This window comes from Arthrobacter sp. YAF17, from assembly GCF_052113365.1.
Classification (GTDB): domain Bacteria; phylum Actinomycetota; class Actinomycetes; order Actinomycetales; family Micrococcaceae; genus Arthrobacter.
The window spans coordinates 1-24,993 of record NZ_JBFRDB010000017.1; the positions used below are offsets into that span (position 1 = coordinate 1).

Genomic DNA, 24,993 nt, shown 5'->3' on the forward strand with positions numbered 1-24,993 from the left:
GGTGGAAGCGGTCTCACTGATGTTGTGAAGCCTGCCAAATGACGGATGGCGGCAATGTTCTTAGTGAACATTGCCGCCATCCGTCGTTTGGCGCAGCTATGGAGTGTATTGCGGTGGGTCCTGCCGGGCGGCTTAGCCCACCTGGTGGAGCCAGCGCACGGGAGCACCTTCGGCGGCGTGCCGGAAGGGCTCCAGTTCTTCATCCCAGGCTTCGCCGAGGGCCAGGGAGAGCTCATGGTAGACCGCGGACGGGTCGCCGGCGCCCGATTCGTAGGCATAGCGGATGCGGTCCTCGGAGACCATGATGTTGCCGTGCACGTCCGTGACGGCATGGAAGATGCCAAGCTCCGGCGTGTGCGACCACCGGCCGCCATCAACGCCCTGGCTGGGTTCCTCGGTGACTTCGTAGCGCAGGTGCGCCCAGCCCCGGAGAGCAGACGCCAATTGAGCCCCCGTGCCCGGATTTCCGGTCCACGACAGCTCCGCCCGGAACATTCCGGGCGCTGCTGGCTGAGCAGTCCACTCAAGGTCCGTCCGCTTGTCCACAACGGAACCTATGGCCCACTCAACGTGGGGGCACAGGGCAGTTGGGGCCGAGTGAACGAACAACACACCGCGGGTCAGTGCAACAGACATTCCATCCTCCATAGCTGTAGGTACGTCTTCCCCAACGACCTCTGCCTGGATGTCTGTCTGTTGCGCGGGTCCGTAGTGATGCGGGTGGTCCTTGCCAGACTATTAAGTTACTGCCCGGATTCTCGGTGTGGCTTGATGCTCATGAGCTTCAAGCAACACTTGAAAGTTGCCGGGCGTGAGTCTTATTCTGCCGTACCCCACCTAATTACGCCAGTGCAATTCGGCGCGTCTTTCCCGGCGCGCCCTTGGGGCGTCTCCAAGGGGGCCTTTCCGCTCCGGCGGATCGGGCCGAGGCGTTGGGATCAGGCCCTCGGGTGGGCCTGCTGGTAGCTCTGCCGGAGCCGCTCGACCGAAACATGGGTGTAGATCTGGGTGGTGGCCAGGCTGCTGTGGCCCAGGATTTCCTGCACAGCGCGGAGGTCGGCCCCGCCGTCGAGCAGGTGCGTGGCGGCGGTGTGCCGGAGTGCGTGCGGCCCGGTGGCTGCGGTGTCCCCCAAGGCTTCGAGCAGGTCGTGGACGACGCTGCGGACCTGCCGCTGGTCGACCCGCTTGCCGCGGGCACCGAGGAACAATGCCGGCCCGGACGCGTCCGCGGCGAGGGCCGGCCGGCCCCGGCGCAGCCAGTCGTCGACGGCGAGCGCCGCGGGCAGGCCATACGGCACGGTGCGTTCCTTGTTGCCCTTGCCCAGCACTCGCAGGGTCCTGCGGTCGGGATCGAGATCGTCCACGTCGAGGCCGGCCAGTTCGCCGACCCGGATGCCGGTGGCGTACAGCAGTTCGACCATGGCCCGGTTCCGCAGGGGCATGGGGCCGCCCTCTGCGGCCGCTGTTTCGGTGCCTTCGACGAGCCGAAGGACCTGCTGCTGGTGCAGCACGCCGGGCAGGGATTTTTCGCGCTTCGGTGCCTTGAGCCGCAGTGCCGGGTCCGCTGCGATCAGTTCCTCGCGGACGGCCCAGGCCGTGAAGGCCCGTGCGGTGGCGGAGCGGCGGGCCAGTGTGGCGCGGGACATCCCCGATTCGCTTTGCGCGCCGAGCCAGCGCCTCAGGGTGCCAAGTTCGAGTCCGGTGAAATCCTGCACCTCTTCAGAGGCCGCGAACTCCAGGAGGCTTCCGACGTCGGAGAGGTAGGCGCGCACGGTGTGGGCCGACCGGCCACGTTCCGCTTCCAGATAGCGGCCGAAGGCCTGGGCTGCGGTGGCCAGTGGGGCCGGGATCTGCTGTGTGGACACTCCCCTACTCTCGCAGGATTCACCCGGCGATCAAGGAGCCCGACGGCGAGCCGCGCGTATGGTCGGTGCCGGTGCTGCTGCGGCGCCGGTGTCGTCCGTCGCGCCGGTGCATGCACCGGAAGGCTTCCACCGGTCAGCCTGCCTTGCCTGCCCGTTTCCAGCCTCCGGCGTGAGACTCGGCAAGACCCAGCAGTCCGAGCCGGCCGAGTCCGGCCCTGACCGATTCCGCGCTCAGACCTGCCACTGACGTGAGCTTTTCGACGGAGCTGGTGGTCCGCAGCGGCAGGGCGTCGAGCAGGATGAGATCCTCCAGGGTCAGTCCGTCATGGATCGCCGCCGGGCCGGTCCTGGCGTCGGGCAGTGACTCACCGCTGGGTGCGGCGAGTTCCGCGATCTCCCCCGCATCGGTGACGCAGACAGCCCCGCCCTCGCGGAGCAGCCGGTGGCAACCCGCGGAGTTGGCGCTGTGCACTGAGCCCGGCACCGCACCTACGGCCCGGCCCAGCGTTTCCGCATGGTGCGCCGTGTTCAGGGCACCGGATCTCCACCGGGCTTCCACGACCACGGTGACCGAGGCAAGCGCGGCGATCAGCCTGTTCCGCTGCAGAAACCGGTACCGCGTCGGCGCGGACCCCGGCGGCACTTCGGCCAGGACCGCTCCCTGGTTGGCGACTGCCCGGAGCAGGTCTTCGTTGCCGGAGGGGTAGAAACGGTCCGCTCCCCCTGCCATCACGGCAATGGTGGGCATGCTCCCGGAGGACCCTGCGGCGAGGGCAGCGCGGTGGGCATGCGCATCGATCCCGTAGGCGCCGCCCGAGATGATCGTGAACCCGCGCTGCGCCAGCGAGTACGCCAGGTCGCCCGTCACTGACGAGCCATACGAGGTACTGTCCCTGGAACCAACCAGCGCAATGGACGTGTCGGCCGGAGGCAGCTCTTGCTCGATGCCGCGCCACCACAGGCAGATCGGTTCCTGCAGTCCGAGGTCGGCCAGCTGCCGGGGCCAGAGTTCGTCCGAAGGAATGATCATGCGACCGCCGAGCCGCTGCATTGTCGCGAGGTCCCGGCCCGGCGCCAGATCCGGGATTCTCGGCGCCCAGCGCTTCCGGGCAGTCCCCAGGCCCGTCCAGCCGCCGCCCGAACCGTTCTCGTCCAGAAGCCCGAACAGCTCCTGTTCCAGTTCCGCGCCGAAGGCCACCTGGCCGGTGGCGATCCTCAGCGCGTCCTCTGCTCCGGCGATGCGCACGAGTGCGAGGCCTGCGGCGTCCTGCGGCTCGAACAGCCGGGAAAGCGCCGCCCTGGCAGTCCGTTCGCTCTCTGTCATGGTGTCGTCCTTTCACGGGCCGGCGATGGGTGGTGGCGCTGCAGCGTTGGCGGCGGCGCCAGGGCGACATGCCCTGGTTGGCGTGGATGGGGGTCAGGCCGCGACGGCGGCCTGCCGAAGATTGAGTGCGAGGCCGATATCGTCGGCCTCCGGCACGTCCCGACGGGAAAGATCCGCCAGGGTCCACGACAGACGCAGCACGCGGTCGTAGCCGCGCGCCGTCAGCACTCCGCGCTCCAGGGCGTGGTCCAGTATCCGAGTGGTGGGGGCGCCGAGCCGCAGTGCACCCCGGAGCACCCGCCCGGGCACCTGGGCGTTGGTCTCCATACCAAACGGCAGCAGCCGCTCAAGCTGGCGTTCCCGCGCGGCCTGGACACGGGCAGCGATGGTGGCGGTATCCTCCTCATCCGCGGGCTGGCCAAAGTCGGCGAGCGTCACCCGCTCGACCTGCAGCTGGATGTCCACCCTGTCCAGCAACGGCCCGGACATCCGTGCCAGATAGCGCCGGCGCATCGTTGGGGTGCAGATGCAGTCCACCCCCTTGCCAGCGGCCTTGCCGCAGGGGCAGGGGTTGGCCGCAAGAACCAGCTGGAAGCGGGCAGGGTACGCCGCTGTCCCTGCCGAACGGTGAAGCACCAGCTCCCCGCTCTCCAGCGGCTGCCTGAGCGCATCCAGGACCCGGCGTTCGTATTCAGGTGCCTCATCGAGGAACAGCACACCGCGGTGGGCGCGGGATGCCGCACCGGGCCTTGGCAGCCCCGAGCCTCCTCCGATGATGGCCGCCGGCGTGGCCGTGTGATGCGGGTTCTCATAGGGTGGCCTCCGCACGAGTTCAAGGGAGGCCGAGGTCAGCGAGCAGAGCGAATGGATGGCCGTCACTTCCATGGCCTCGGCGTCGCCCAGATCCGGGAGGAGCCCCGGAAGGCGTTCAGCCAGCATCGTTTTTCCCGCCCCCGGGGGCCCAGTCAGCAGCAGGTGGTGGGCGCCGGCTGCGGCCACTTCCAGGGCCATCCGCGCCTCCCCCTGTCCGGAGACGTCGCGCATGTCCGGCGGCACGACCGGAAGAGCCCCGGCGCCGGCTTCCGGTGCACCTACTTCAGGCTCGGGTTCGAAGTCGAGGGCCAGGTCCTGCGGGTCCGCGCCGAAATCGAACGCCAGCCGGGCCAGGGTGACGTAGCCGCGCACACGCGCGCCGGGCACCAGTTCGGCCTCGGCGGCGTTCGCCTGCGCCACGACGATGTCGGCGTAGCCGGCCCGCACCGCGGCCATAACTGCCGGAAGGATCCCGCGGACCGGCCGCAGCCTGCCATCCAATCCCAGTTCGGCGATGAACACGGTCCGGGCGGTGGACCGGACGTCGTTCGAGGCCAGCAGGGTAGCCATGGCAATGGCCAGATCGAAGCCGGAGCCGCGCTTGGGCAACGACGCGGGAATGAGGTTGGCAGTGATCTTCCGGCGGCTCAGAGGAATGCCCGAGTTCTGGGCGGCCGAACGGATCCGTTCCTTGGCCTCGTTGAGCGAGGCATCCGGCAGGCCCAGGATGATAAACGCCGGGAGCGTCTGGCCGATGTGCGCCTCGACCTCCACGATGTAGCCGTTCAGCCCCACGAGGGCCACCGAGTAGGTCCGGCCCAGCGACACCTACCCCACCCCCTTGAGGTGTTCCACGGCGGGCTCGCCGATGCCGTCGTCGAGCACGGCGATGACATCGACGCGGCGCAGCGGCATACGTAGTTCATGGTCGCGGCACCAGGCCGACGCCAGCCGGTGCAGCCGGGCAAGTTTGTCCACTCCCACGGCCTCGAAGGGATGCCCGTACGCGAGGGACTTGCGCGTCTTCACCTCGGCGATGACCAGCGCGTCGCCGTCGAGCGCGACAATGTCGATTTCGCCCTCGGAACACCGCCAGTTGCGGTCCACGATCCGCATGCCCTGGGCTTCGAGGAAGCCGGCGGCGAGTTCCTCACCGCGCCGTCCCAGCACGTCCTTAGCTCTCATGGAACCAGCGTGCGCCGCCACAGCAGGAAGGCCCAGCGCGTCAGGACCCTATGTGGAAAGCAGGCTCAAGGATGGTGATGTGGGGGAAGAGTGGGCAGCCGTTGCCCGGCTGCCGGGACGGATCAGTTCCCCAGATCCTCCACCTTGGGGAGGGCGAGCTCCTCGCTGCGCGGGAGCTCCTCGACGTTGACGTCCTTGAAGGTGATGACCCGGACGCTCTTGACGAAGCGTGCGGAACGGTAGACGTCCCAGACCCAGGCATCCTGCAGTGTCAGGTCGAAGTAGACCTCGCCGTCGGCGCTGCGCGCCTGGAGGTCAACATGGTTGGCAAGATAAAAACGCCGTTCGGTCTCGACCACGTAGCTGAACAGTCCGACGACGTCGCGGTATTCGCGGTAGAGCTGCAGCTCCATGTCGGTTTCATAGTTTTCAAGGTCCTCGGCACTCATGGTTCCATCTTGCACCATTGGGCGCCGCCCGCGCGCCACGGCCGTCCCGCGGCGCCCGCGTTGCCCGGCTGTCGCTCAGTCGGCGAGCAGCCGCCAGCTCACGCGGTGGTACGGCGTGGGTCCGGCGGCGCGGAGCGCATCCTTGTGGAGTGCGGTGCCGTAGCCCTTGTTCACGTCCCAGCCGTAGGCAGGGTACTCCGTGTGGAGCCCGCGCATCATGCCATCACGTTCCACCTTGGCCAGGATGGACGCCGCGGCGACGCTCAGGCACTGCATGTCCGCCTTGACCAGCGTGTGCACCGGCGCGTCGCAACCGGGCTCCGCCGGGCCGTCGTCGAACAGGGAGGGCTGAGTCTCGGGCGAGAGCCAGTTGTGGCTGCCGTCCAGGAGCACCACGTCCGGGGTCACTCCGGCGGCCAGGACCGCGAACCAGGCTCGGGTGCCGGCGAGCCGAAGGGCGGCGACGATGCCGAGGGCGTCGATCTCATTCGCCGAGGCATGCCCGACGGCGGAGGCCACGCTCCAGCCCCGGACCAGCGGCACCAGCCGTTCGCGGTCCTCCACTTTAAGGAGCTTGGAGTCCCGCACATCGGCGAGCAGCTTCTGCTCGTGCAGGTCCACGACGGCGATTCCCACACTGACGGGTCCGGCGAGGGCGCCGCGGCCCACCTCGTCGATGCCGGCGAGGAACCGGGCGCCGGAACCGCGGAAGCGGCGTTCGTAGTCGAGGGTGGGGGCTTCAGACATAACGACCAGCCGCTACTTTCCGGCCGGGGCCGGCACGTCGCGGAAGACGTCAGGGTAGTTGTCCAGGGCGGTGATGCGGTTCAGCGGCCAGGCAATGACTGCGGCCCTGCCTTCGATATCGGAGATGTTCACGAAGCCGCCGTTGCTGTCCGTGTGGGCGCGCGAGTCGGCAGAGTGGTTCCGGTTGTCGCCCATCACCCAGACCTTGCCTTCGGGGACCACGACGTCGAATTCGCGGACCTGGGGCACCTCGGCGGGGTTGATGTAGGGCTCGTCCAGCGGCGTGCCGTTGACCATCAGCCGGCCGCCCGCGTCGCAGCAGGCCACATGATCGCCGGGCAGTCCGACCACGCGTTTGACCAGGTGCTGCTCCGAGTTGTCCGGCAGCAGGCCAATGAACGTCAGCCCATCCTGCACCCAGGTGAAGGGGCCGGATTCCTTCTGCGCGGCAGGAACCAGCCAGCCCTGGGAGTCCCTAAACACGACAACGTCGCCGCGCTCCAGCGCGAACGGTTCCGGAACCAGGAGGTTTACGAAGATCCTGTCGTTCACATCGAGGGTGTTGACCATGGATTCAGACGGGATGTAGAAGGCCCGGAAGAGGAACGTCTTGATCAGGAAGGACAGAACGATGGCGACCAGCACAACCGTCGCGATTTCTTTGGCCCAGAGGAACATCGGGCTGTGGCCCTCCCGGGCTTTGGCCCGGCGCGCACGCCGCGATGAGCCTCCCGCATGGGATGGCCCGCCCGCCGCCGGAGCATCCAGGGGCGGAACATCCCTGGCCGGGGCGGCCTGACCCGTGGCGGCCTGGCCCGAGGGGTCGGAAGACTCCTGCGGGTCGGTGGCCGGCGAAGGATTCGCAGCTGCGTACGGGTTCTCCTCGGCGGGGATCGCTGAGGAGGTTACCCGGGGCTGGTCCTGCCCCCGCGGATCGGGAGTCCGGGGTCCGGTCTCGGGCATTTACTGTCCGTTCTTCGCTGTCGTCGTGGCGGCCTCGGGGGGCCGTGCTACTGCTGTAAATCTATCAAGCGGCCAAAGGATCTGTACGGGCCTGCCGATCACCCTGTCCAGCGGCACCATGCCTCCGCCGGGGGCGCCCAGGAGACTGCGGGAATCGGCCGACTGTGACCGGTGGTCCCCCATCAGCCAGAGCCTTCCGGGGGGAACGATCACGCTGAACTTTAGCTGGCTTGGGGCGTCGCCCCCGTAGATATAGGGTTCCGCGACTTGCTGGCCGTTGACTGTGAGTTTGCCGCTGGCATTACAGCAAATCACATGGTCCCCCGGGATCCCGATGACCCGTTTGATATAGGTGTTGTCGCCGCCTGAAAGGCCGATCCAGTGCCCGACGCCGCCAAGAAAGTCCAGTACGGGGCCGTTGCCGCTGTTCAGCGCGGAGAAGGAGCCTCGGCCGTCGAAGACGACAATGTCGCCACGGCCCACCGGTTCGGACTGGAAATCCGTCCGCGAGACGAGGATCCTGTCCCCCTCCTGGAAGAGTGGCTCCATCGAGGCGGAGGGGATGTAGTACACATCGAGCCACAGTGAGCGGACCAGTCCGCTGATGAGTACGGCCAGCACGACGGCCAGCAACACAAAACGCCAGCCAAGTTTCCTGGGCTGGCGTTTTGTGTGTTCCATGATCCGTATCCTCTAACGCTTTTCTGAAGTGAACAGCGCTGTTGCGGATGCTCCGGCGCTGGCCGGACACGGTCCGTGGACCCGCGGTGGAAGACTCCGGCGGAAGCCGGAAGAGTCTTACTTGGCGGGCTGGAAGTCGCGCTTTTCCTTGATCTTCGCGGCCTTACCACGCAGGTTGCGCATGTAGTAAAGCTTGGCGCGGCGCACGTCACCCTTGGAGACGAGCTCGATCTTGTCGATGATCGGGGAGTGCACCGGGAAGGTACGCTCCACGCCGACGCCGAAGGAGACCTTGCGGACGGTGAAGGTTTCGCGCAGGCCGTCGCCGTGGCGGCCCAGGACGAAGCCCTGGAACACCTGGACGCGGGAGTTCTTGCCTTCGATGATGTTCACGTGAACCTTGAGGGTGTCACCCGCGCGGAAGACGGGAACATCGGTGCGCAGCGAGGCTGCGTCTACGGAATCGAGGATATGCATTGATCCACTCCTGGTGAACGCCACAGGTCCTTCACGTTGGGTCACGGCGGCCAAGCCCGGGCGCGGATGCGGCCCGGAAATTCCCGCCGAAAAATTGTGAATCCGGCTCCGCCAGGACTTGGCGGCGGCCGGGGTGCCGCGCTGTTGGTGACGCTCCCCCTGTGGCAGGTTCGCACCCAGCAGGCACAAGGACTAATTTTGCCACACCCGGGGCTTTCCAGCCAATCCGCTCAGACGGAATCCCCGCCGGCGTCCGCGCGGCGCTCGAGGCGGCCGTCGACGACGTCGTACCCGAGATCCGCGAAAGCGGTGCGGTCCGCGCGGGGCAGCCTGGCGGCGTCGAACTCCTCGAGCAGGTCCGGGCGCCGCTCGGCGGTGCGCCGGTACTGCTCGTGCCGCCTCCACTGGGCGATCTTGCCGTGGTTGCCGCTGAGCAGCACCGCCGGGACGCCGCGGTCCCGCCAGCTGGAGGGTTTGGTGTACACGGGGTACTCCAGCAGCCCGTCCGAGTGCGATTCCTCCACGAGGGACTCGGGATTGCCGACGACGCCGGGCAGCAGGCGGCCGATGGCCTCCACCATGGCCAGCACGGCCACTTCGCCGCCGTTGAGGACGTAGTCGCCGAGGCTCATGGGCCGCACCGTGAAATGCTCGGCGGCCCATTCCATCACGCGCTCGTCGATGCCCTCGTAGCGTCCGCAGGCGAACACCAGCCGGTCTTCCCCGGCCAGTTCGTGGGCGGTGGCCTGGGTGAACCGCTCCCCTGCCGGTGACGGCACGATCAGGACCGGTTTTGACGCTTCAGTCCCGGCAGTTGCCGGCCCGACGGCGTCTGCCGCCCCGGCCGCGTCCGGCTGTGCCTCGGCGACGGCGGCCAGCGCCTGGGCCCACGGCTCGGGCTTCATGACCATGCCGGCGCCGCCGCCGTAGGGGGTGTCATCCACAGTCCGGTGACGGTCCGTGGTGAAGTCCCGGAGGTCGTGGACGTTCAGCTCCAGCAGGCCGTCCTGGCGTGCCTTGCCGATCAGCGAAAGTTCCAGCGGTGCCAGGTATTCGGGGAAGATGCTGACGACGTCGATCCTCATTTAGGCGTTGCCTCCGGCATCGGCACGTTCTTCCGAGGCGCCCGCGGGTTCCTGCGTGTCCTCCGGCTTGGCCTCGTCCTCGGCGTTGACCTCAAAGAGTCCCGGCGGCGGGGTGACCACGACGTAGCCTTCGCCGACGTTGACCTCGGGGACGATCTGCTCCACGAAGGGGATCAGGATTTCCTTGCCGTCCGTCGCGGTAACCACCAGCAGGTCCTGGACCGGGAGGGTGTGGAGGCCCGACACCTTGCCCACGACCTGGCCGCCGACGCGGACTTCCAGACCCTCGAGCTCGTGCTCGTACCAGCCCTCGTCGTCGTCATCGTCGTCGAGCTCTTCGGTTTCGATGAACAGCTTGGCGCCCCGGAGGGTCTCCGCGTCGTTGCGGGTCTCAATCTCCTCGAAGGCGAGCAGCAGGATGTCCTTGTTCCAGCGGGCGCTCTCCACGGTCAGCGGGCCGGCCGAGGCCGGCTCCACGACGAACTGGGTGCCGGGGACGAAGCGGTCGCCGGGAGCATCGGTGAGCACCTGGACGGTTACTTCGCCGCGGATGCCGTGGGGCTTGCCGATTCGTGCCACCTGAAGCTGCATCTGTTCCTCTGTTCGGGGTTGGTGAGTCTGTGGGTCTAGGGGTAAAGACCGGGATTTTCGGTAAAAACAGTCCGGCCCCTCCACCATTATCTGGTGAAGGGGCCGGACTCAAGACAAGTGTTGCTGAAAGCGTTACCGGCGGCGGTCGGTGTCGACGACGTCGACCCTGACCGGCTCGCCGTCCGCCAGTGCTGCCACCACAGTGCGCAAAGCGCGTGCGGTGCGGCCCTGGCGGCCGATTACCCGTCCGAGGTCGTCCTGGTGAACGCGCACTTCGAGGGTGTCCCCGCGGCGGTTGTTCTTCGCACTGACCTTGACATCTTCAGGACTGTCAACGATCCCGCGGACGAGGTGTTCGAGCGCTTCGGCCAGCAATTTACTCGGCCTCGGTGGTCTCTGCTTCGGCGTCGGCGGGAGCCTCGGCTGCGTCGTCCTTCTTGGCCTTCTTGGTGATGGCTTCCGGGATGATCACGGAACCCTTTTCCGGGGTAACGAAGGCAGCCTTGGGAGCCTTGGTCTTCAAGGTGCCCTCCTGGCCCGGGAGACCCTTGAACTTCTGCCAGTCACCGGTGATCTTGAGGATCGCTGCGACCTGCTCGGACGGCTGTGCGCCGACGCCGAGCCAGTACTGGGCGCGGTCCGTGTCGACCTCGATGTACGAGGGCTCTTCGGTCGGGTGGTACTTGCCGATCTCTTCGATGGCACGGCCATCACGCTTGGAGCGTGCATCCATGACGACGATACGGTAGTACGGTGCGCGCATCTTGCCGAAGCGCTTAAGGCGAATCTTTACGGCCACTTTTGTGGTCACTCCTGTTTCTGAAACGGGGTCGAGCCCGGCGTTCTGCACCCGTGGGGCGGGCCATACTAGGGGGTTCTAAAAGGACAAGATCCGGACGCGGAGAGAGGGGCCACGCAGATCGAGTACCTGTTTATTGTGCCAGATCAGCGGCGGGATTTCGACTTGACACCCGCAACCGGTCCATTTAGCGCCCTGACGGTCGCCTCGGACGCGTCAGGAAGCCCAGACGTAGAGACCGGATTTGCTGGCGGGATCGACGGCGGCGGCCAGTTCGGCGAGCTGGCGGACGTAACGGGCGGCCTGCTCCGCACCGAAGGGCATGTCCTCCTCGGCGGCCCAGCTTTCTGCGACGTCGTCCAGGACGACTTCCTCGCCCTCGGTCTCATAAGTGAGCAGCTCGGCCAGGGCGCGGACCATCGCCGCCGGGACGCCAAGCAGGGAGTCGCTGGCGACGTCGACCATGGCGAGCTCGTAGTCGGCGCCGGAGGCATGGACGGCGGTGCCGGCCAGGTCGCCCAGGCGCTCGACTTCGAAGTCGCTGATGTCGGCAATGCGGACGGCCCCGGGGGCCGCGGCCGCGCCGCCGTCGAGGGCGGTGGCACGCTTGAGGGCTTCGTCGTGGGTGGAGACAAAGACTTCGGTGAATCCCATGGAACTCGTCCTTAGCTGTTGGCGGCGCTGGTCCGCTGTTTTTGGCGTCGCTTCAGCCTAGCTGTTTCCGCCGGGGCCGGTGCCCGGACTGGACATGCCCTCCCCTGACCGCGACCACTGGACATAGAGCCATCATGCTCACTCCTGACCGCGACCGGTGGACATGCCCCGCGGATCTGCCAGCGAAAAGTGGACATGTCCCTAAGGCCGGGCCCGGGGTTGAGCGGACGCTGGGTCCAGACGGGCCGGCCGCGACGGAGGGCAGTGCGGGTCCTTAGCGGACGGCGACGCGGATCCGGTTGCGCCACGGATCCTCGAAGCGCAGCTCGGCTCCGGTGTGGTGGGACTGGACCCCCGCGGTCTTGAGCCGGTCGGCGAGGGCGTCGACGTCGTCGGCGGCCGGTACTTCGATCAGCACCTCGCCGAGGCCCAGGGTGTCGCGGCGGGGGCCGGCGCCGCGGCTGTTCCAGACATTCATGGCCATGTGGTGGTGGTAGCCGCCGGCGGAGACGAAAAGCGCCTGGCCGTGCCAGCCGGCGGTTTTTTCGAAGCCGAGCGTGCCGACGTAGAAGTCGTGCGCGGACTGCACATCGCCGACCTGCAGGTGGACGTGCCCGATGCCGGCATCCGTCTCGCGCTGCCCTGCGAGCGAGGCCTCGGTGAGGTGCTGTTCGAGGTAGCGCTGCGGCGGCAGGGCAAGGCTGTCCATAACAACGTTCTTGCCATCCCAGGACCAGGCATCGCGGGGCCGGTCCCAGTAGAGCTCGATGCCGTTTCCTTCGGGGTCATTGAAGTAGAACGCCTCACTGACGAGGTGGTCGGCGCTGCCGGTGAAAGACTGCGGTTCGAACTGCGCGGCGGACGCGACCGTGGCCGCGAGAGCCGGCTGGTCGTCGAACAGCAGGGCAGTGTGGAAGAGGCCGGCCTCGCCGCGGGAGGGCAGGTTCAGCCCGGGGGCCGGGGCCAGGTGGACCAGCGGCTTCCGCTTGCGTCCGAGGTAGAGCCCGCCGTCCTGCTCGGCCACGATGTCGAGGCCGAGGGCGCGCTGGTAGTAGTCGGTCATCAGCTTCATGTCGCCGACCTTGAGCATCACCGTACCCATGGTGAGTTCGGCGGGAAGGAGATCCTGGGTGCTGGCTTCTGCAGTCATTTCATCGCTCCGATACTTCGGCGGCCACCGTCCGTCGATGACCCTTCATAGATATAAATTACTTGAAGCTTCAATTTATTCCTAATGGAGCAGGCGGGTTCCTAGCGGACCACTTCTCCGCGCAGCACGACGCTCTTGAGGTCCCTCAGCGTGGCCAGATTCCTGCGCGGGTCCTCGGCGCAGACCAGGACATCGGTGCTGGCGCCATCGGTGATGACGTCCGCCCCCAGCCAGTCCCGCGCGGCCCAGGCGCCGGCGTCGAGGGCTGCCGCGGCCGGGAGTCCGGCGGCGTGCAGCGCCTGGAGTTCGTCGACGATGCGACCGTGCTTGATGACGCTGCCGGCGTCCGTTCCGGCATAGATGGTGACACCGGCTTCGTAGGCTTCAAGGACGCGTCCTGCCCGGCGCTCCCAGAGCGAGCGCATGTGGGCCGCGTAGCGCGGAAACTTGGCCTCGGCCTGCGCGGCGATTTCGGGGAAGGTGGCGATGTTGATCAGGGTGGGGACGATCGGCACGCCCTGTTCGACGAACCGCGGCAGATGCCGGGGAAGCAGGCCGGTCGCGTGCTCGATGCAGTCGATCCCGGCGTCGAGCATGTCGTCCAGGGTGTCTTCGGCGAAGCAGTGTGCGGTGACGCGGGCGCCTTCGTCGTGGGCGGCAGCGACGGCGTCCTTCAGCGTCCGGGCCGGGAAGCTCGCCGCGAGGTCGCCGGCGTCCCGGTCGATCCAGTCCCCCACGAGCTTGACCCAGCCGTCCCCGGCCCGGGCCTGCTTGCGCACGGCCTCCACCAGGTCCTCCGGTTCAACTTCGACGGCGAAGCCGCGGAGGTACCGGCGCGTCCTCGCGAGGTGCCGGCCGGAGCGGATGAGCCGCGGCAGGTCGGCGCGCTGCTGGATCCAGCGGGTGTCGTGGACGGCGCCGGCGTCGCGGACCAGCAGGGTTCCGGCGTCGCGGTCGGTCACGGCCTGTTCTTCCGCCATCTGCTCCGGGACGTCCCCGCCGGGGCCGAGCCCGATGTGGCAGTGCGCGTCGACGAGTCCGGGGATGACCCAGCCGTCGAGCACCAGGTCCGGGACGGCGGCGGGCCGGCGGAAGGTGAGGGCACCGTCGACGGACCAGAGGCCGTGGTGCTCTGTGTCGGGTGCGGTGAGGACGGTGCCGCTGAATTCGATGATGCGGGTCATGGCTTAAAGCCTAAGTCGCATGACGACCCGCCGCCCAAGATCATCCAGCCCCAGCTGCGCTTCACGCGTTCGCAGGGCCGCCAGCGCCCGCCCTGGCTCGGCACATTCCTCGAACCCGCAGCTCGCGTAAAACGGTGCATTGAATGGAACGTCCACGAACGTGCAAAGGGTCATGGATCTATGGCCAAGGCTCCGGGCCCGGTCGATGGCCGCCTCGAGCAGGGACCGTCCGATTCCGCGCCCGGCTGAGGCGGGCTGAACAGAGAGTTGTTCCAGATGGGCCCGGCCGCCGACTTCGTCAACACGGGCGAATCCCACGGGCGGATTTCTTGCGGCCAGGACGGCAACCAGAACGAAAAGCGGCTCGGCAGCGGCCTGCGGCTCCGGGGCAGGGAGTGCCTGATGCCCCAGCGCCGCTTCGAGCATACGGTCTGCGGCGACCTCTAGAACGGGCAGTGCCGTGAGGTCCCTAGGCGTCGCTGCCCTGATAAGGGGCACGACCGTGAGCTGAGTCACGGTGCCACGGTAGCACCGGCGCGGGATGGCCGGCCCCACACTGCGTTAGGACGCCTGGGCGTGCTGCTGCCGGCCGACGTCGGCGATGAACGTCCGGATGACCCGGTTCCCTTCCGCTGAATCCTGGGGCCGGTGCCCGCCGGCCGCCGTGCGGTGCAGGGCGCCGGTCTCGCGCAGGTAGCCTGCGATCTCTTCGTAGAGCGGTTCCCAGCCACCGGTCAGGACCAGGGTGGGGACCCCGGGGACGATCTGCAGCGGGGCTTCCCAGGGCGGGGCCTGCAGGCGGAGGCGGCGCGCCTCCCGCTGGTCTTCCGGGCGCGGGGCGCCGAGGGTCGCCTGCGCGGGCGTGTGCGCGGCGAACACCCGGCGGACGAATTCGCGGTGGAAATCCTCGTCGCTGAGATTGTGTCGGACCTCGAAAAGCGGCTGCATCAGGGCGCGGTGCGCCGCGGTGGCCGGCAGCTCCGCCGTGAGCGAGAGGCACGCCGGTTCCACCAGGGTCAGCGACTGCACCAGGTCGGGACGCTCGACGGCGGCCATCATCGCCGCAATGGCACCCTGCGAATGTGCGACGACGTGACCGCCCGCGACACCGCGGCCGTCGTCGGCCAGGGCGCGGAGGACGATGGCGGCGTCGGCAGCGAAGTCGGTTTCCAGCGGTTCCGCGGTGGGGTCAAAGCCGTGGCGGCGCAGGAACAGGGCGTCATAGTTCAGCGCCATTCCGTGCTGCTTCGGCCACGCGGCAGCACCGAAGCTGCCGGCCCCGTGGACGAAGACTACGCGCTGCTTGAACATGGTCTAACCCTATGGCACCGGCCCCGCAATGGGGCCGCCGACATCTCGGCCGGACGGGCCTATTTGCCGCCGCCGAGGAACTTATCGAAGCCCTTGGGCAGGTTCAGCTGGGAGGGATCGAAATCTCCGCCCTGCTGGCCGAACGCGGCCCCGGTCGGAAGGGCCTTGGCGCCCGCGGCGCGCCGGGCCTCGGCGTCCTTGAGCTCCTGCGCTGCCTTGGCCGGGTTGCCGGAGCGGGCCTTCTTCTTGGGTGCGGCCTTGCCGCCCTTGCGGGCACCGCCGCCGCCCATGCCGGGCATCCCCGGCATTCCGGGCATGCCGCCGCCGGCTGCCATCTTCTTCATCATCTTCTGGGCCTGGGCAAAGCGCTCCAGCAGGCCGTTGACCTCGGAGACGTGCACGCCTGAGCCGCGGGCGATGCGGGCGCGGCGGGAGCCGTTGATGATCTTGGGAGCGACGCGTTCATGCGGCGTCATGGAGCGCACGATTGCCTCGACGCGGTCGATCTCGCGCTCGTCGAACTGCTCGAGCTGCTGCCGGATGTTCTGCGCTCCGGGCATCATCATGAGCATCTTCTTCATGGAGCCCATGTTGCGGATCTGCTGCATCTGGGCCAGGAAGTCGTCCAGGGTGAAGTCTTCCTGGTCGGCGAATTTCTTCGCCATCCGGGCAGCCTCGTCCTTGTCCCAGTTCTGCTCGGCCTGCTCGATCAGGGTGAGCACGTCACCGAGGTCGAGGATGCGTGAGGCCATGCGGTCCGGGTGGAAGAGCTCGAAGTCGTCCAGGCCTTCGCCGGTGGACGCGAACATCACGGGCTTGCCGGTGACGGAGGAAATGGAGAGCGCGGCGCCGCCGCGGGCGTCGCCGTCGAGCTTGGAGAGTACGATGCCGGTGAAGTTGACGCCTTCATCGAAGGCCATGGCCGTGTTGACCGCGTCCTGGCCGATCATGGCGTCCACCACGAACAGCACTTCGTTCGGAACGATGGCGCTGCGGATCTGGCGCGCCTGTTCCATCATCTCGGCGTCGACGCCGGTCCGGCCGGCCGTGTCCACGATCACGACGTCGTGGAGCGTGCGGCGGGCTTCCTCGACGCCGGCGCGGGCGACGGCAACCGGGTCGCCGGCCGGGTGGTCGAGTTCGGTCGAGGTGGCGCCCGGGTGCGGCGCGAAGACCGGCACGCCGGCGCGCTGGCCGACGACCTGGAGCTGGGTCACTGCGTTGGGGCGCTGCAGGTCGCAGGCCACCAGCATGGGGCTGTGGCCCTGCGCCTTGAGGTACTTGGAGAGCTTTCCGGCCAGGGTGGTCTTGCCGGCGCCCTGGAGGCCGGCGAGCATGATGATGGTGGGCCCGGTCTTCGCGAGGCGGATCCGGCGGGTTTCACCGCCGAGGATCTCGACGAGCTCCTCGTTGACGATCTTCACGATCTGCTGGCCCGGGTTCAGCGCGGCGGAAACCTCGGCGCCGAGAGCACGCTCGCGCACACGTCCGGTGAACTCGCGGACCACGGGCACGGCGACGTCGGCATCCAGGAGGGCCCGCCGGATTTCGCGGACCGTGGCGTCAACGTCCGCCTCGGTCAGGCGGCCCTTGCCACGGAGATTCTTGAAGGTTGCTGTCAACCGGTCAGAGAGTGAATTGAACACGCGCCGTGCACTTCTTTCAGTGGATCTACGGATGGCTGCCGGTCCGGCACGCCAGCGTCGCGGCTGAAGTTCGCCTGAACGAACCGCCTCGACAACGGGACTCGACTATCTAGGGTACCAAGACGGGCGTTCAAGATGGCATGCTGGCGTAGGTGACCAGCAAAACAACTGTAAAAACCCTGCTCATCCTGGGCGCCTCGGGCGACCTCACCGGCAGGCTCCTGCTGCCGGGACTTGCCAGGCTCGTGTCCCGGGGGCGCGCCGACGGCCTGACCCTGGTGGGCGCCGGCTCGGATGCCTGGACCCCGGATCAGTGGCTGGAGCGCCTCGAAGAGTCCTTCGCCGACGCCCACTCCCAGGCCGGGGCCCCTGGCCGCCGGGAGCTGAAGCGGATCCGGGAAACCACCAGCTACCACCAGCTCGACGTCACGGCCGACGGGCAACTGGCCGGCCTGCTGGCGCAGCTGGAGGGGCCCGTGGCCATCTACTTCGCCCTGCCGCCGCGCGTCAGCCAGCTGGCCTGCGAGGCCCTCGTTCCCGGCCAGGTGCCCGCCGGGACGCGGCTGGTCATGGAGAAGCCGTTCGGTTCCAGCGAAGACTCCGCCCGCCACCTCAATGCGACCCTCGCCGCCCTTGTCCCGGAGGACCACATCCACCGGGTGGACCATTTCCTGGGCAAGGCGACGGTGCTGAACATCCTGGGCCTGCGTTTCGCGAACACCTTCCTCGAGCCGGTGTGGAACCGCGGGCACATCGAAAAGATCGAGATCGTCTTCGATGAGGACCTCGCGCTGGAAGGGCGAGCCCGGTATTACGACGGCGCCGGCGCCCTGCGCGACATGATCCAGAGCCACCTGCTGCAGATCATGGCCCTCCTGGCGCTCGAACCGCCGGCGTCGGTGGACGAGCGGGACCTCCGCGACGCCGTCGCCACTGTGCTGCGGGCCAGCAGCATCAAGGCGCCCTACGCAAAGAGCACACGCCGCGCCCGGTACACCGCGGGCTCCATCGGCGGCCGGACGGTGCCGGACTACGCCAAGGAGGACGGGGTCGACGCCGCCCGGGGCACCGAGACGCTCGCCGAGGTGGAGGTGGAGATCGACAACTGGCGCTGGCAGGGCGTCCCGTTCATCCTCCGGTCCGGCAAGGCGCTGGGCAACAAGCGCAAAGAGGCCGTGGTGACCTTCCGCCCGGTGCCCCACCTGCCCAAGGGCTTCACCGGGGTGGACTCCCCCAACCAGCTGCGGATCGGCTTCGGGCCGGACACCCTGCAGTTCGACGTCGATGTGAACGGCCCCGGCGACATCCTCAGCCTGGACCGCGCCACCCTTAAGGCCGAGCTGAGCGCCTCGGCACTGCTGCCGTACGGGGAGGTCCTGGAGGGCGTCCTGACCGGCGATCCGCTGCTCTCCGTCCGCGCCGACACCGCGGAAGACTGCTGGCGCATCCTGGAGCCCGTCCTCAAGGCCTGGGGCAGGGGCAGCGCACCGCTGGAGGAGTACGCGGCGGGAAGTGACGGGCCGGAGGGCTGGCCGGCCTGACCGCCGGCCGGACGCGGGCGGACCGGCCGGCCGACGCCCCGGCTGAGCCGCCGTCGGGCGCTGGTTCAAGCGGCCAAACGCACAAAAGCGGGCCGGGTACCTTGTCAGGTTCCCGGCCCGCTTCGTTGTCTGACGCTGCTGGCTAGATGGCAGCCGATCCGCGTTCACCGGTGCGGACCCGTACTGCCTCGAACACATCCATCGTCCAGACCTTGCCGTCCCCGGCCCGGCCGGTGTTGGAGCTGGCGATGATGACATCCAGGATGTCGTCCGCCTGTTCATCGGTGGCCAGGACCTCCACCCGGATCTTGGGAAGCAGGTCCACGTTGTACTCGGCTCCGCGGTACACCTCGGTGTAGCCCCGCTGCCGGCCGTAGCCGCTGGCCGCGCTGACGGTGAGGCCCTGCACGCCGTAGGCTTCGAGCCCTTCGCGGATGGTGTCGAGCTTTTCCGGCCGGACGATTGCTGTGATCAGTTTCATGCCTCCACGCTTTCCTTGCCTGCGGTCTTCTTGCCATTGGACGACGCGTCCACCGTCTCGGCGGCCGGGGCCGTTGCGGCCTGGCCCTGGGCCTTGCCGGTGATGAGCTCGTGCAGCGGGGTGAAGCTGCCGCCGTGGCCGCCGACACCGAATTCGTAAGCGGTTTCGGCGTGCAGGCTGAGGTCCACGCCCACCACTTCCTGCTCCTGGGAAACCCGGAAGCCCATGGTCTTGTGGATGGCGAGGGCGATGATTGCGGTCATGATCGCGGAGTAGGCGATGGCGATACCGGCCGCTGCGAGCTGCGCCCAGAGCTGGGTGAGTCCGCCGCCGTAGAAGAGGCCACCGCCAACACCCTCAACGGGCAGGGCGATGAAGCCCAGCGCCACGGTGCCGATGATGCCGGAAACCAGGTGGACACCGACGACGTCGAGCGAATCGTCAAAGCCCCAGCGGAACTTGAGGCCGACGGCGAGGGCGGAAGCCGCACCGGCGATGAGGCCGAGGCAGAGGGCGCCGATCGGGCTGACGTTGGCGCAAGCCGGGGTGATGGCAACGAGGCCGGCAACCACACCGGAGGCGGCACCGAGCGAGGTCGGGTGACCGTCGCGGATGCGCTCCGTGACGAGCCAGCCGAGCATGGCCGCGGCGGGGGCTGCCAGGGTGTTGACCCAGATCAGGCCGCCCTGTTCCGCCGTCGTCGCTGCGCCGCCGTTGAAGCCGAACCAGCCGAACCACAGGATCGCGGCACCGAGCATCACGAACGGGATGTTGTGCGGGCGGTGGTTGGGGTCCTTGCCGAAGCCCTTGCGGTTGCCGATGATCAGGACGAGGATCAGCGCGGCAACACCTGCGTTGATGTGGACCACCGTGCCGCCGGCGAAGTCAATCGCGGGGCCGAGGGCCTGGCCGATCGCACCTTCCGGGCCGAACAGCCCGCCGCCCCAGACCATGTAGGCCAGCGGGCAGTACACCAAGGTGACCCAGACCGGGACGAAGACCGTCCAGGCGCCGAACTTGGCGCGGTCTGCGATCGCGCCGCTGATCAGTGCGACGGTGATGATGGCGAAGGTGGCCGCGTAGCCGACCTTGATCAGTCCGTCAGGGGTATCGATGCCTTCCAGCCCGAAGGTGGCAAACGGGTTTCCGACCATCTGCATGAAGCCTTCGCCGGAGCTCATCGAGGCGCCCCAGAGCACCCAGACCACACCGACCATGCCGATGGAGATGAAGCTCATCATCATCATGTTCAGTGCAGCCTTGGCGCGCGTCATGCCGCCGTAGAAAAATGCGAGTCCTGGTGTCATGAACAGCACAAGTGCCGCTGCCACCATCAGCCATACGTGACCTGCGGTAAGTTCCATGGTGCACGTCCTCCCTTGCTTAGATGCGAATCTGTTGGGTGTTCCTGCGGAGTTCTCCGCATGCCTCAACGCTGTTTGCGTTCTAAGAAGAGTTTGTCCGGGGCGTGTTTCACCGGGAGAGGAATTAGATTGCCGGGTTGTTACAAGAACCTCCCGGAAGTAAATGGTGCAAATCCTTCTTGTTACGGTTATGTTTCACCGGTTCCAACACCCCCTCTCCCGCATGCCCGCACCGCCCGCACCGCCCGCACCGCCAGGAAGCCACCATCATGAGTAAGACCCCCCGTCCCGCGGGTTCCCCGCCGCAGGCCTCCCCCCGAAACAACGGGAGGCCGGTGCTGCCCCGGGACATCAAGGTGATGTTGGTCGCGGCCTTCCTCATCGCACTGGGCTTCGGCCTCGTGGCCCCGGTCCTCCCCCAGTTCGCCACGACGTTCGACGTCGGCGCGACGGCGGCTGCCGTGATCGTGAGCATCTTCGCGTTCATGCGGCTCGTGTTCGCTCCGGCCGGCGGGGCACTGATTGTGCGGCTCGGGGAACGGCCGGTGTACGTGGCCGGCCTGCTGATTGTTGCGGCGTCGACGGCGGCCTGCGCCTTCGCCCAGGACTACTGGCAGCTGCTGGTCTTCCGGGGCCTCGGCGGCGCCGGCTCAGTGATGTTCACGGTCGCGTCGATGGCCCTCGTGGTCCGGCTGGCGCCGCCCGAGAGCCGCGGCCGGGTCTCCGGGGCGTACGCCTCGGCCTTCCTGATCGGCAATGTGTGCGGGCCGGTCGTCGGCGGCCTGCTCGCCGGCTTCGGCCTCCGGATTCCGTTCCTTGTCTACGCGGCCGCCCTGGTCGTGGCCGCCCTGGTGGTGCAGACCCAGCTGAGCCATGTGCCGGCCGCTTCCCGCCCGGACGGCGGCACGGCGCCGGCGATGGACTTGCGCGAGGCACTGCGTGACAGCGCTTACCGGGCGGGGCTGTTCTCCAGCTTCGCCAATGGCTGGGCGACCTTCGGCGTGCGGATGGCCACGGTGCCGCTCTTCGCCGTGGCCGCGCTGAACGCCGGGCCGGAATCGGCAGGCTGGGCGCTGGCGGTGTTCGCCGCGGCCAACGCGGTGGCGCTGACCTTCTCCGGCAGGCTCGCGGACAGCCTGGGCCGGAAGCCCATGATGATTTCCGGCCTGCTGGTGACCGGCACCGCGACGGCGGCGATCGGCTTCACCCACGAACTGCTGTGGTTCCTCCTGGCCACGGCCGTGGCCGGCATCGGCTCAGGCCTGCTGGGCCCCGCCCAGCAGGCCGCCATGGCCGACGTGATCGGCAACGAGCGCTCCGGCGGCCGGGTGCTCGCCATCTTCCAGATGACGGCCGACAGCGGAGCGATCATCGGGCCGGTGCTCGCCGGGCTCCTCGCGGACCGGCTGGGCTATGGCTGGGCGTTCGGCGTCACGGGTGGCGTGCTGGTCGCGGCCGCGGCCGGCTGGATGCTGGCCCGGGAGACCTTCCAGCGCACCGCGCGGCCGGACGGGTACCGTACCCCCTGATCAGGGCCCGGTTTCGCCCGAACGGAGACCCGCGCAGAACTTCACCGGCGGACTTCGTTAGGCTGTGGGGAGATCCCACCAGAAGCTGGAGTAATTAGTCATGCCATCCCAAGATCCACCCAACGAACACCTGCCCGATCCCAGGCCGGAGGACGCGGCGACCGGAACCAGGCGCAGGAAGCTCCGTCCTGCCGTCGTGGTCCCCGTGGTTGCCGTCATGGCCGTCATGGCCGTGCTGGTTTCCCTGGCACTTTTCCTCAGACCCGGCACCACGGTCGACGCCGCCCCCTCACCGGCTCCGGCATCAACCACGGCCACCGCCCCGGCGAAAACGCTGCCGCCGGCACCAGCTGTCTCGTATTACCAGCAGGCAGGCCCGCCCGCCGGCTCACCGCTGGAGGCAGTGGAACCACTCCAAATCAGCGTCGCGAAGGACCTGGTGGGCACCCGGCTGGCCAAGGGCATGGTCGGAATCTCACTGGAGGCCACCGATCTCGCTGACCCCTCCCTCAGCAGCGGCAACGCTTCGTTGGTGAAGCTGTTCCAGGAAGCCGACCAGCCGGTGCTCCGGTTCGGCGGCAACGCCGTTGACCGCCGCTTCTTCTGGACTTCCACTAATGAGGTCGTCCCGTCCAACTACACGGGGGACAAGGCACATCCCGTTCGTGCCGTGGGTCCGGCGGACCTGGCCCGCGTGAACACGCTGCTGGACGCCGTCGATGCCAAGATCGCCCTCACTGTCGACCTAGGCCACTACGGCCCGGACCGCGCTGCAGACATGGCCAAGCACGCGGCACAGATCTTTGGCCCTCGGCTCTTGAGCTTCACCATCGGCAACGAGCCCAATGGATTTGGGACCAATGGCGTCCGCCCGGGCGGCTACACCATTGAGAACTACGTGGCGGAGCTCAAGGCGTACGCGAACGCGATAAACGCTGTCGCGCCCAACGTCCCTATTTCGGGCCCGGGCGCCTACGACCAGAAGTGGTGGCAGCCATTCATTGACGCGGACATTCCGCAGAAGAAGATCCTGTCCTTCCACTACTACCCGATGTACAGCTGCGACGGAGTGGTGGATCCCTTGGCCTCGCCGACCATCGCGAACGTCATGAGCCGGCTGATGCATGAACGCGCCGTGGACTACCAGCAGGCGGCCCTGGCCGCCGGCCGGGCGGCAGGGCTCGAAACCTGGCTTCCGGAGACGGGAATCGCTGCCTGCCCCGGCTCCAACGAAACATCAAGAACCCACGCTTCGGCCCTATGGACCGCCGACTACGCGCTGAACGCCGCACAGCTGGGCATCACGAGGATCGGCTTCCACAGCTCGTTGCTGACGTGCAAGGGCGGTCCCCCCATGTCCGCCGTCTGCAGCGGCGGGGCTTACCTGAAACCGGACGGGAAAGTTTCCGGCCGGGCCAACTTCTTCGGCATCTCCATGGTCGCCGAGATGGCCGAAGGGAAGTTCCTGAAGGTGAATACGAAGGGTGGCGGCCTGGTGTTCGCCTATGCCCTGCAGAACGCCGACGGAAGCACCAGCGTTGCCATTGTCAACGAAAACGACCCCGAGAAGTCCGCCCAGACCGAAGTCACCATCAAGCTGCCCGGGGAGCCGCTGACCGGAACCATGACCCAGATGACCGGTCCCAGCTACGCGGCCGAGGACAGCACGGTGATCGACGGTGCCAAGTCCGAGCCGGTCCCGCTCGCCGAGCGTGCCACGGTTGAGGGTTTCAAATACGGTTCACAGACACAGACGTTCAAGCTGACGGCCGGAACGGTTACCGTGCTGAACTTCCAGTACTAGAGGCCACAAGCCACTGGCTCCCGGTAGATGCCGTTCCCGTAAGTCTGGGCGGCACCAACCGGGAGCCAGCTGGGTTTAATCCGTACGTCGGCGCTGTCAGTTCAGGATGGCGTCGACGAAGTTCTCGGCGTCGAACGGCGCGAGGTCGTCCGCGCCCTCGCCGAGGCCGATCAGCTTGACCGGGACGCCGAGGGACTTCTGGATCGCCACCACAATGCCGCCCTTGGCTGTTCCGTCCAGCTTGGTCAGGACGATGCCGGTGATGTTCACGACTTCGGCGAACACGCGGGCTTGGTTCAGGCCGTTCTGGCCGGTGGTCGCATCCAGGACCAGGAGCACCTCGTCCACCTCGGCCAGCTTCTCGATGACGCGCTTGACCTTGCCGAGCTCGTCCATCAGGCCGGTCTTGTTCTGCAGGCGGCCGGCGGTGTCGATCATCACGACGTCGACTTCCTGGTCGATGCCTGCCTTGACCGCTTCATATGCGACGGACGCAGGGTCCGCACCGTCGACGTCGGACTTCACGGTGGGGACGCCGACGCGCTGTCCCCAGGTGGCGAGCTGCTCGGCGGCGGCGGCGCGGAACGTGTCCGCGGCACCCAGCAGGACATCCTTGTCCTCGGCGACGAGCACGCGGGCGAGCTTGCCCACCGTCGTGGTCTTTCCGACGCCGTTGACGCCCACCACCAGCACGACGGCGGGCTTGTCGGCGTGCCGCTCCACCCGGAGGGTGCGGTCCATCGTCGGGTCCACGAGCTTGATCAGTTCCTCACGCAGCAAAGCTTTGACCTGTTCCGGGGAGCGGGTGCCCAGCACCTTGACGCGTTCGCGGAGCGCGTCCACGAGCTGCAGGGTCGGCTCGGTGCCGAGGTCGGCGAGCAGGAGGGTTTCCTCCACCTCGTCCCAGACGTTCTCGTCGATCTTGTCCGCTGAGAGCAGCGCCAGCAGGCCCTTGCCCAGGATGTTGTTGGACTTCACGAGGCGTTCGCGAAGGCGGATCAGGCGGCCGGCGACCGGCAGCGGCGTCTCGACCGGAACGGTTTCCAGGCCGGCGACGTTGTCCGGGACTTCGACTGTCTCCAGATCCTCGACGTCGACCGTGCCGTCGCCCGGTGACACGCGTTCGCGCGCAGGTGCGGGGCGGTCCTCGAGGAGGGTTCCGCCGCCTGCACCAGGCTTCACGGGATCGTTCTCGTCACGCTTTCCCGGGTAGTTGGTGATGTTCTTCCGGGTCTTCATCAGGACCGGAATAAGCGCACCGAGGACCACCAGGGCGGCGAGAATGGGCAGAAGAATGGGGAGGATGTCGTTCACTCCCCTAGCTTCTCACAAACCGGAAAGCCGTCGCGG

The 24,993-nt window shown here is 67.7% G+C and carries 27 protein-coding genes; 4 read left to right on the forward strand and 23 right to left on the reverse strand.

The window, feature by feature from the left end:
- Nucleotides 1-132: 132 nt before the first annotated feature.
- From AB4Y67_RS14525 to AB4Y67_RS14610, 18 genes are all read right to left on the reverse strand, one after another.
- Nucleotides 133-636 carry a DUF3145 domain-containing protein gene (locus AB4Y67_RS14525; RefSeq protein WP_056426723.1) on the reverse strand — a complete coding sequence of 168 codons (504 nt, stop codon included), beginning with the start codon at nt 634-636 and terminating at the stop codon, nt 133-135.
- Between the two features lie 302 nt (nt 637-938).
- Nucleotides 939-1,865 (reverse strand): tyrosine recombinase XerC, encoded by a 927-nt coding sequence (locus tag AB4Y67_RS14530; protein WP_441406482.1) that lies wholly within the window; start codon nt 1,863-1,865, stop codon nt 939-941.
- 133 nt (nt 1,866-1,998) lie between these two features.
- Nucleotides 1,999-3,189, reverse strand: a complete 1,191-nt coding sequence (gene dprA, locus AB4Y67_RS14535) for a DNA-processing protein DprA (protein WP_441406483.1) — start codon at nt 3,187-3,189, stop codon at nt 1,999-2,001.
- Nucleotides 3,190-3,282: 93 nt separating this feature from the next.
- Nucleotides 3,283-4,830 carry a YifB family Mg chelatase-like AAA ATPase gene (locus AB4Y67_RS14540; protein WP_441406484.1) on the reverse strand — a complete coding sequence of 516 codons (1,548 nt, stop codon included), beginning with the start codon at nt 4,828-4,830 and terminating at the stop codon, nt 3,283-3,285.
- A complete protein-coding gene (locus AB4Y67_RS14545; RefSeq protein WP_441406485.1) occupies nt 4,831-5,187 on the reverse strand; it encodes a YraN family protein in 357 nt (118 codons plus the stop codon).
- Nucleotides 5,188-5,309: 122 nt separating this feature from the next.
- Nucleotides 5,310-5,636 (reverse strand): DUF2469 domain-containing protein, encoded by a 327-nt coding sequence (locus AB4Y67_RS14550; protein WP_018773443.1) that lies wholly within the window; start codon nt 5,634-5,636, stop codon nt 5,310-5,312.
- A 75-nt stretch (nt 5,637-5,711) separates the two neighbouring features.
- Nucleotides 5,712-6,383 carry a ribonuclease HII gene (locus AB4Y67_RS14555; RefSeq protein ID WP_441406486.1) on the reverse strand — a complete coding sequence of 224 codons (672 nt, stop codon included), beginning with the start codon at nt 6,381-6,383 and terminating at the stop codon, nt 5,712-5,714.
- A gap of 12 nt (nt 6,384-6,395) precedes the next feature.
- Nucleotides 6,396-7,346, reverse strand: a complete 951-nt coding sequence (gene lepB / locus AB4Y67_RS14560) for a signal peptidase I (protein ID WP_441406487.1) — start codon at nt 7,344-7,346, stop codon at nt 6,396-6,398.
- Nucleotides 7,347-8,027, reverse strand: coding sequence for a signal peptidase I (gene lepB / locus AB4Y67_RS14565; protein WP_441406488.1), 681 nt, complete (start codon nt 8,025-8,027; stop codon nt 7,347-7,349).
- A 117-nt stretch (nt 8,028-8,144) separates the two neighbouring features.
- A complete protein-coding gene (gene rplS / locus AB4Y67_RS14570; protein WP_441406489.1) occupies nt 8,145-8,504 on the reverse strand; it encodes a 50S ribosomal protein L19 in 360 nt (119 codons plus the stop codon).
- Nucleotides 8,505-8,734: 230 nt separating this feature from the next.
- Nucleotides 8,735-9,589, reverse strand: a complete 855-nt coding sequence (gene trmD, locus AB4Y67_RS14575; RefSeq protein WP_441406490.1) for a tRNA (guanosine(37)-N1)-methyltransferase TrmD — start codon at nt 9,587-9,589, stop codon at nt 8,735-8,737.
- Nucleotides 9,590-10,180: a ribosome maturation factor RimM gene (rimM, locus tag AB4Y67_RS14580; protein ID WP_441406491.1), complete on the reverse strand. Its 591-nt coding sequence runs from the start codon at nt 10,178-10,180 to the stop codon at nt 9,590-9,592. It abuts the gene before it with no gap.
- Nucleotides 10,181-10,312: 132 nt separating this feature from the next.
- The gene (locus tag AB4Y67_RS14585) at nt 10,313-10,555 is read right to left on the reverse strand and encodes an RNA-binding protein (protein ID WP_056426755.1); all 243 of its coding nucleotides are present in this window, start codon (nt 10,553-10,555) and stop codon (nt 10,313-10,315) included.
- A gap of 1 nt (nt 10,556) precedes the next feature.
- A complete protein-coding gene (rpsP, locus tag AB4Y67_RS14590; RefSeq protein WP_024366590.1) occupies nt 10,557-10,979 on the reverse strand; it encodes a 30S ribosomal protein S16 in 423 nt (140 codons plus the stop codon).
- A gap of 216 nt (nt 10,980-11,195) precedes the next feature.
- Nucleotides 11,196-11,633: a hypothetical protein gene (locus AB4Y67_RS14595; RefSeq protein WP_441406492.1), complete on the reverse strand. Its 438-nt coding sequence runs from the start codon at nt 11,631-11,633 to the stop codon at nt 11,196-11,198.
- 274 nt (nt 11,634-11,907) lie between these two features.
- The gene (locus AB4Y67_RS14600) at nt 11,908-12,783 is read right to left on the reverse strand and encodes a VOC family protein (RefSeq protein ID WP_441406493.1); all 876 of its coding nucleotides are present in this window, start codon (nt 12,781-12,783) and stop codon (nt 11,908-11,910) included.
- 101 nt (nt 12,784-12,884) lie between these two features.
- The gene (locus AB4Y67_RS14605; protein ID WP_441406494.1) at nt 12,885-13,967 is read right to left on the reverse strand and encodes an amidohydrolase family protein; all 1,083 of its coding nucleotides are present in this window, start codon (nt 13,965-13,967) and stop codon (nt 12,885-12,887) included.
- Between the two features lie 3 nt (nt 13,968-13,970).
- The gene (locus AB4Y67_RS14610; RefSeq protein WP_441406556.1) at nt 13,971-14,285 is read right to left on the reverse strand and encodes a GNAT family N-acetyltransferase; all 315 of its coding nucleotides are present in this window, start codon (nt 14,283-14,285) and stop codon (nt 13,971-13,973) included.
- Between AB4Y67_RS14610 and AB4Y67_RS14615 the strand changes: the two genes are divergently transcribed.
- The gene (locus tag AB4Y67_RS14615) at nt 14,244-14,414 is read left to right on the forward strand and encodes a hypothetical protein (protein ID WP_441406562.1); all 171 of its coding nucleotides are present in this window, start codon (nt 14,244-14,246) and stop codon (nt 14,412-14,414) included. The two genes, AB4Y67_RS14610 and AB4Y67_RS14615, sit on opposite strands and share 42 nt — an antisense overlap.
- A gap of 114 nt (nt 14,415-14,528) precedes the next feature.
- On the opposite strand, the gene AB4Y67_RS14620 is transcribed toward AB4Y67_RS14615, so the two are convergent.
- Both AB4Y67_RS14620 and ffh read right to left on the reverse strand, forming a co-directional pair.
- A complete protein-coding gene (locus tag AB4Y67_RS14620; RefSeq protein WP_441406495.1) occupies nt 14,529-15,278 on the reverse strand; it encodes an alpha/beta fold hydrolase in 750 nt (249 codons plus the stop codon).
- A gap of 59 nt (nt 15,279-15,337) precedes the next feature.
- Nucleotides 15,338-16,924 (reverse strand): signal recognition particle protein, encoded by a 1,587-nt coding sequence (gene ffh / locus AB4Y67_RS14625; RefSeq protein WP_441406496.1) that lies wholly within the window; start codon nt 16,922-16,924, stop codon nt 15,338-15,340.
- Nucleotides 16,925-17,076: 152 nt separating this feature from the next.
- Between ffh and AB4Y67_RS14630 the strand changes: the two genes are divergently transcribed.
- Complete coding sequence (locus AB4Y67_RS14630) at nt 17,077-18,465, forward strand: glucose-6-phosphate dehydrogenase (protein ID WP_441406497.1); 1,389 nt, start codon at nt 17,077-17,079, stop codon at nt 18,463-18,465.
- 142 nt (nt 18,466-18,607) lie between these two features.
- Here AB4Y67_RS14630 and AB4Y67_RS14635 read toward each other — a convergent pair whose 3' ends face one another.
- Entirely contained in the window at nt 18,608-18,946 is a 339-nt protein-coding gene (locus AB4Y67_RS14635) for a P-II family nitrogen regulator (RefSeq protein ID WP_024366371.1), read from the reverse strand.
- The gene (locus tag AB4Y67_RS14640) at nt 18,943-20,310 is read right to left on the reverse strand and encodes an ammonium transporter (RefSeq protein ID WP_441406498.1); all 1,368 of its coding nucleotides are present in this window, start codon (nt 20,308-20,310) and stop codon (nt 18,943-18,945) included. The genes AB4Y67_RS14635 and AB4Y67_RS14640 overlap by 4 nt, the downstream gene beginning before the upstream one ends.
- 269 nt (nt 20,311-20,579) lie before the next feature.
- Here AB4Y67_RS14640 and AB4Y67_RS14645 point away from each other — a divergent pair, with 269 nt between their 5' ends.
- Nucleotides 20,580-21,839, forward strand: a complete 1,260-nt coding sequence (locus AB4Y67_RS14645; protein ID WP_441406499.1) for an MFS transporter — start codon at nt 20,580-20,582, stop codon at nt 21,837-21,839.
- A gap of 100 nt (nt 21,840-21,939) precedes the next feature.
- Nucleotides 21,940-23,643, forward strand: coding sequence for a hypothetical protein (locus AB4Y67_RS14650; protein WP_441406500.1), 1,704 nt, complete (start codon nt 21,940-21,942; stop codon nt 23,641-23,643).
- Between the two features lie 96 nt (nt 23,644-23,739).
- Here AB4Y67_RS14650 and ftsY read toward each other — a convergent pair whose 3' ends face one another.
- Nucleotides 23,740-24,957 (reverse strand): signal recognition particle-docking protein FtsY, encoded by a 1,218-nt coding sequence (gene ftsY / locus AB4Y67_RS14655; RefSeq protein WP_441406501.1) that lies wholly within the window; start codon nt 24,955-24,957, stop codon nt 23,740-23,742.
- Nucleotides 24,958-24,993 lie beyond the last annotated feature (36 nt).

Excerpts from the sequence above, each read along its gene's own strand:
- AB4Y67_RS14645 (WP_441406499.1), top strand. The coding sequence starts at position 20,580 with ATGAGTAAGACCCCCCGTCCCGCGGGTTCCCCGCCGCAGGCCTCCCCC.
- AB4Y67_RS14635 (WP_024366371.1), bottom strand. The coding sequence starts at position 18,946 with ATGAAACTGATCACAGCAATCGTCCGGCCGGAAAAGCTCGACACCATC.
- AB4Y67_RS14555 (WP_441406486.1), bottom strand. The coding sequence starts at position 6,383 with ATGTCTGAAGCCCCCACCCTCGACTACGAACGCCGCTTCCGCGGTTCC.
- AB4Y67_RS14640 (WP_441406498.1), bottom strand. The coding sequence starts at position 20,310 with ATGGAACTTACCGCAGGTCACGTATGGCTGATGGTGGCAGCGGCACTT.
- trmD (WP_441406490.1), bottom strand. The coding sequence starts at position 9,589 with ATGAGGATCGACGTCGTCAGCATCTTCCCCGAATACCTGGCACCGCTG.
- AB4Y67_RS14620 (WP_441406495.1), bottom strand. The coding sequence starts at position 15,278 with ATGTTCAAGCAGCGCGTAGTCTTCGTCCACGGGGCCGGCAGCTTCGGT.
- lepB (WP_441406488.1), bottom strand. The coding sequence starts at position 8,027 with ATGGAACACACAAAACGCCAGCCCAGGAAACTTGGCTGGCGTTTTGTG.
- AB4Y67_RS14615 (WP_441406562.1), top strand. The coding sequence starts at position 14,244 with ATGGGCCCGGCCGCCGACTTCGTCAACACGGGCGAATCCCACGGGCGG.
- AB4Y67_RS14550 (WP_018773443.1), bottom strand. The coding sequence starts at position 5,636 with ATGAGTGCCGAGGACCTTGAAAACTATGAAACCGACATGGAGCTGCAG.
- AB4Y67_RS14525 (WP_056426723.1), bottom strand. The coding sequence starts at position 636 with ATGTCTGTTGCACTGACCCGCGGTGTGTTGTTCGTTCACTCGGCCCCA.
- AB4Y67_RS14545 (WP_441406485.1), bottom strand. The coding sequence starts at position 5,187 with ATGAGAGCTAAGGACGTGCTGGGACGGCGCGGTGAGGAACTCGCCGCC.
- AB4Y67_RS14650 (WP_441406500.1), top strand. The coding sequence starts at position 21,940 with ATGCCATCCCAAGATCCACCCAACGAACACCTGCCCGATCCCAGGCCG.
- rplS (WP_441406489.1), bottom strand. The coding sequence starts at position 8,504 with ATGCATATCCTCGATTCCGTAGACGCAGCCTCGCTGCGCACCGATGTT.
- AB4Y67_RS14605 (WP_441406494.1), bottom strand. The coding sequence starts at position 13,967 with ATGACCCGCATCATCGAATTCAGCGGCACCGTCCTCACCGCACCCGAC.
- dprA (WP_441406483.1), bottom strand. The coding sequence starts at position 3,189 with ATGACAGAGAGCGAACGGACTGCCAGGGCGGCGCTTTCCCGGCTGTTC.
- rimM (WP_441406491.1), bottom strand. The coding sequence starts at position 10,180 with ATGCAGCTTCAGGTGGCACGAATCGGCAAGCCCCACGGCATCCGCGGC.
- AB4Y67_RS14595 (WP_441406492.1), bottom strand. The coding sequence starts at position 11,633 with ATGGGATTCACCGAAGTCTTTGTCTCCACCCACGACGAAGCCCTCAAG.
- lepB (WP_441406487.1), bottom strand. The coding sequence starts at position 7,346 with ATGCCCGAGACCGGACCCCGGACTCCCGATCCGCGGGGGCAGGACCAG.
- AB4Y67_RS14600 (WP_441406493.1), bottom strand. The coding sequence starts at position 12,783 with ATGACTGCAGAAGCCAGCACCCAGGATCTCCTTCCCGCCGAACTCACC.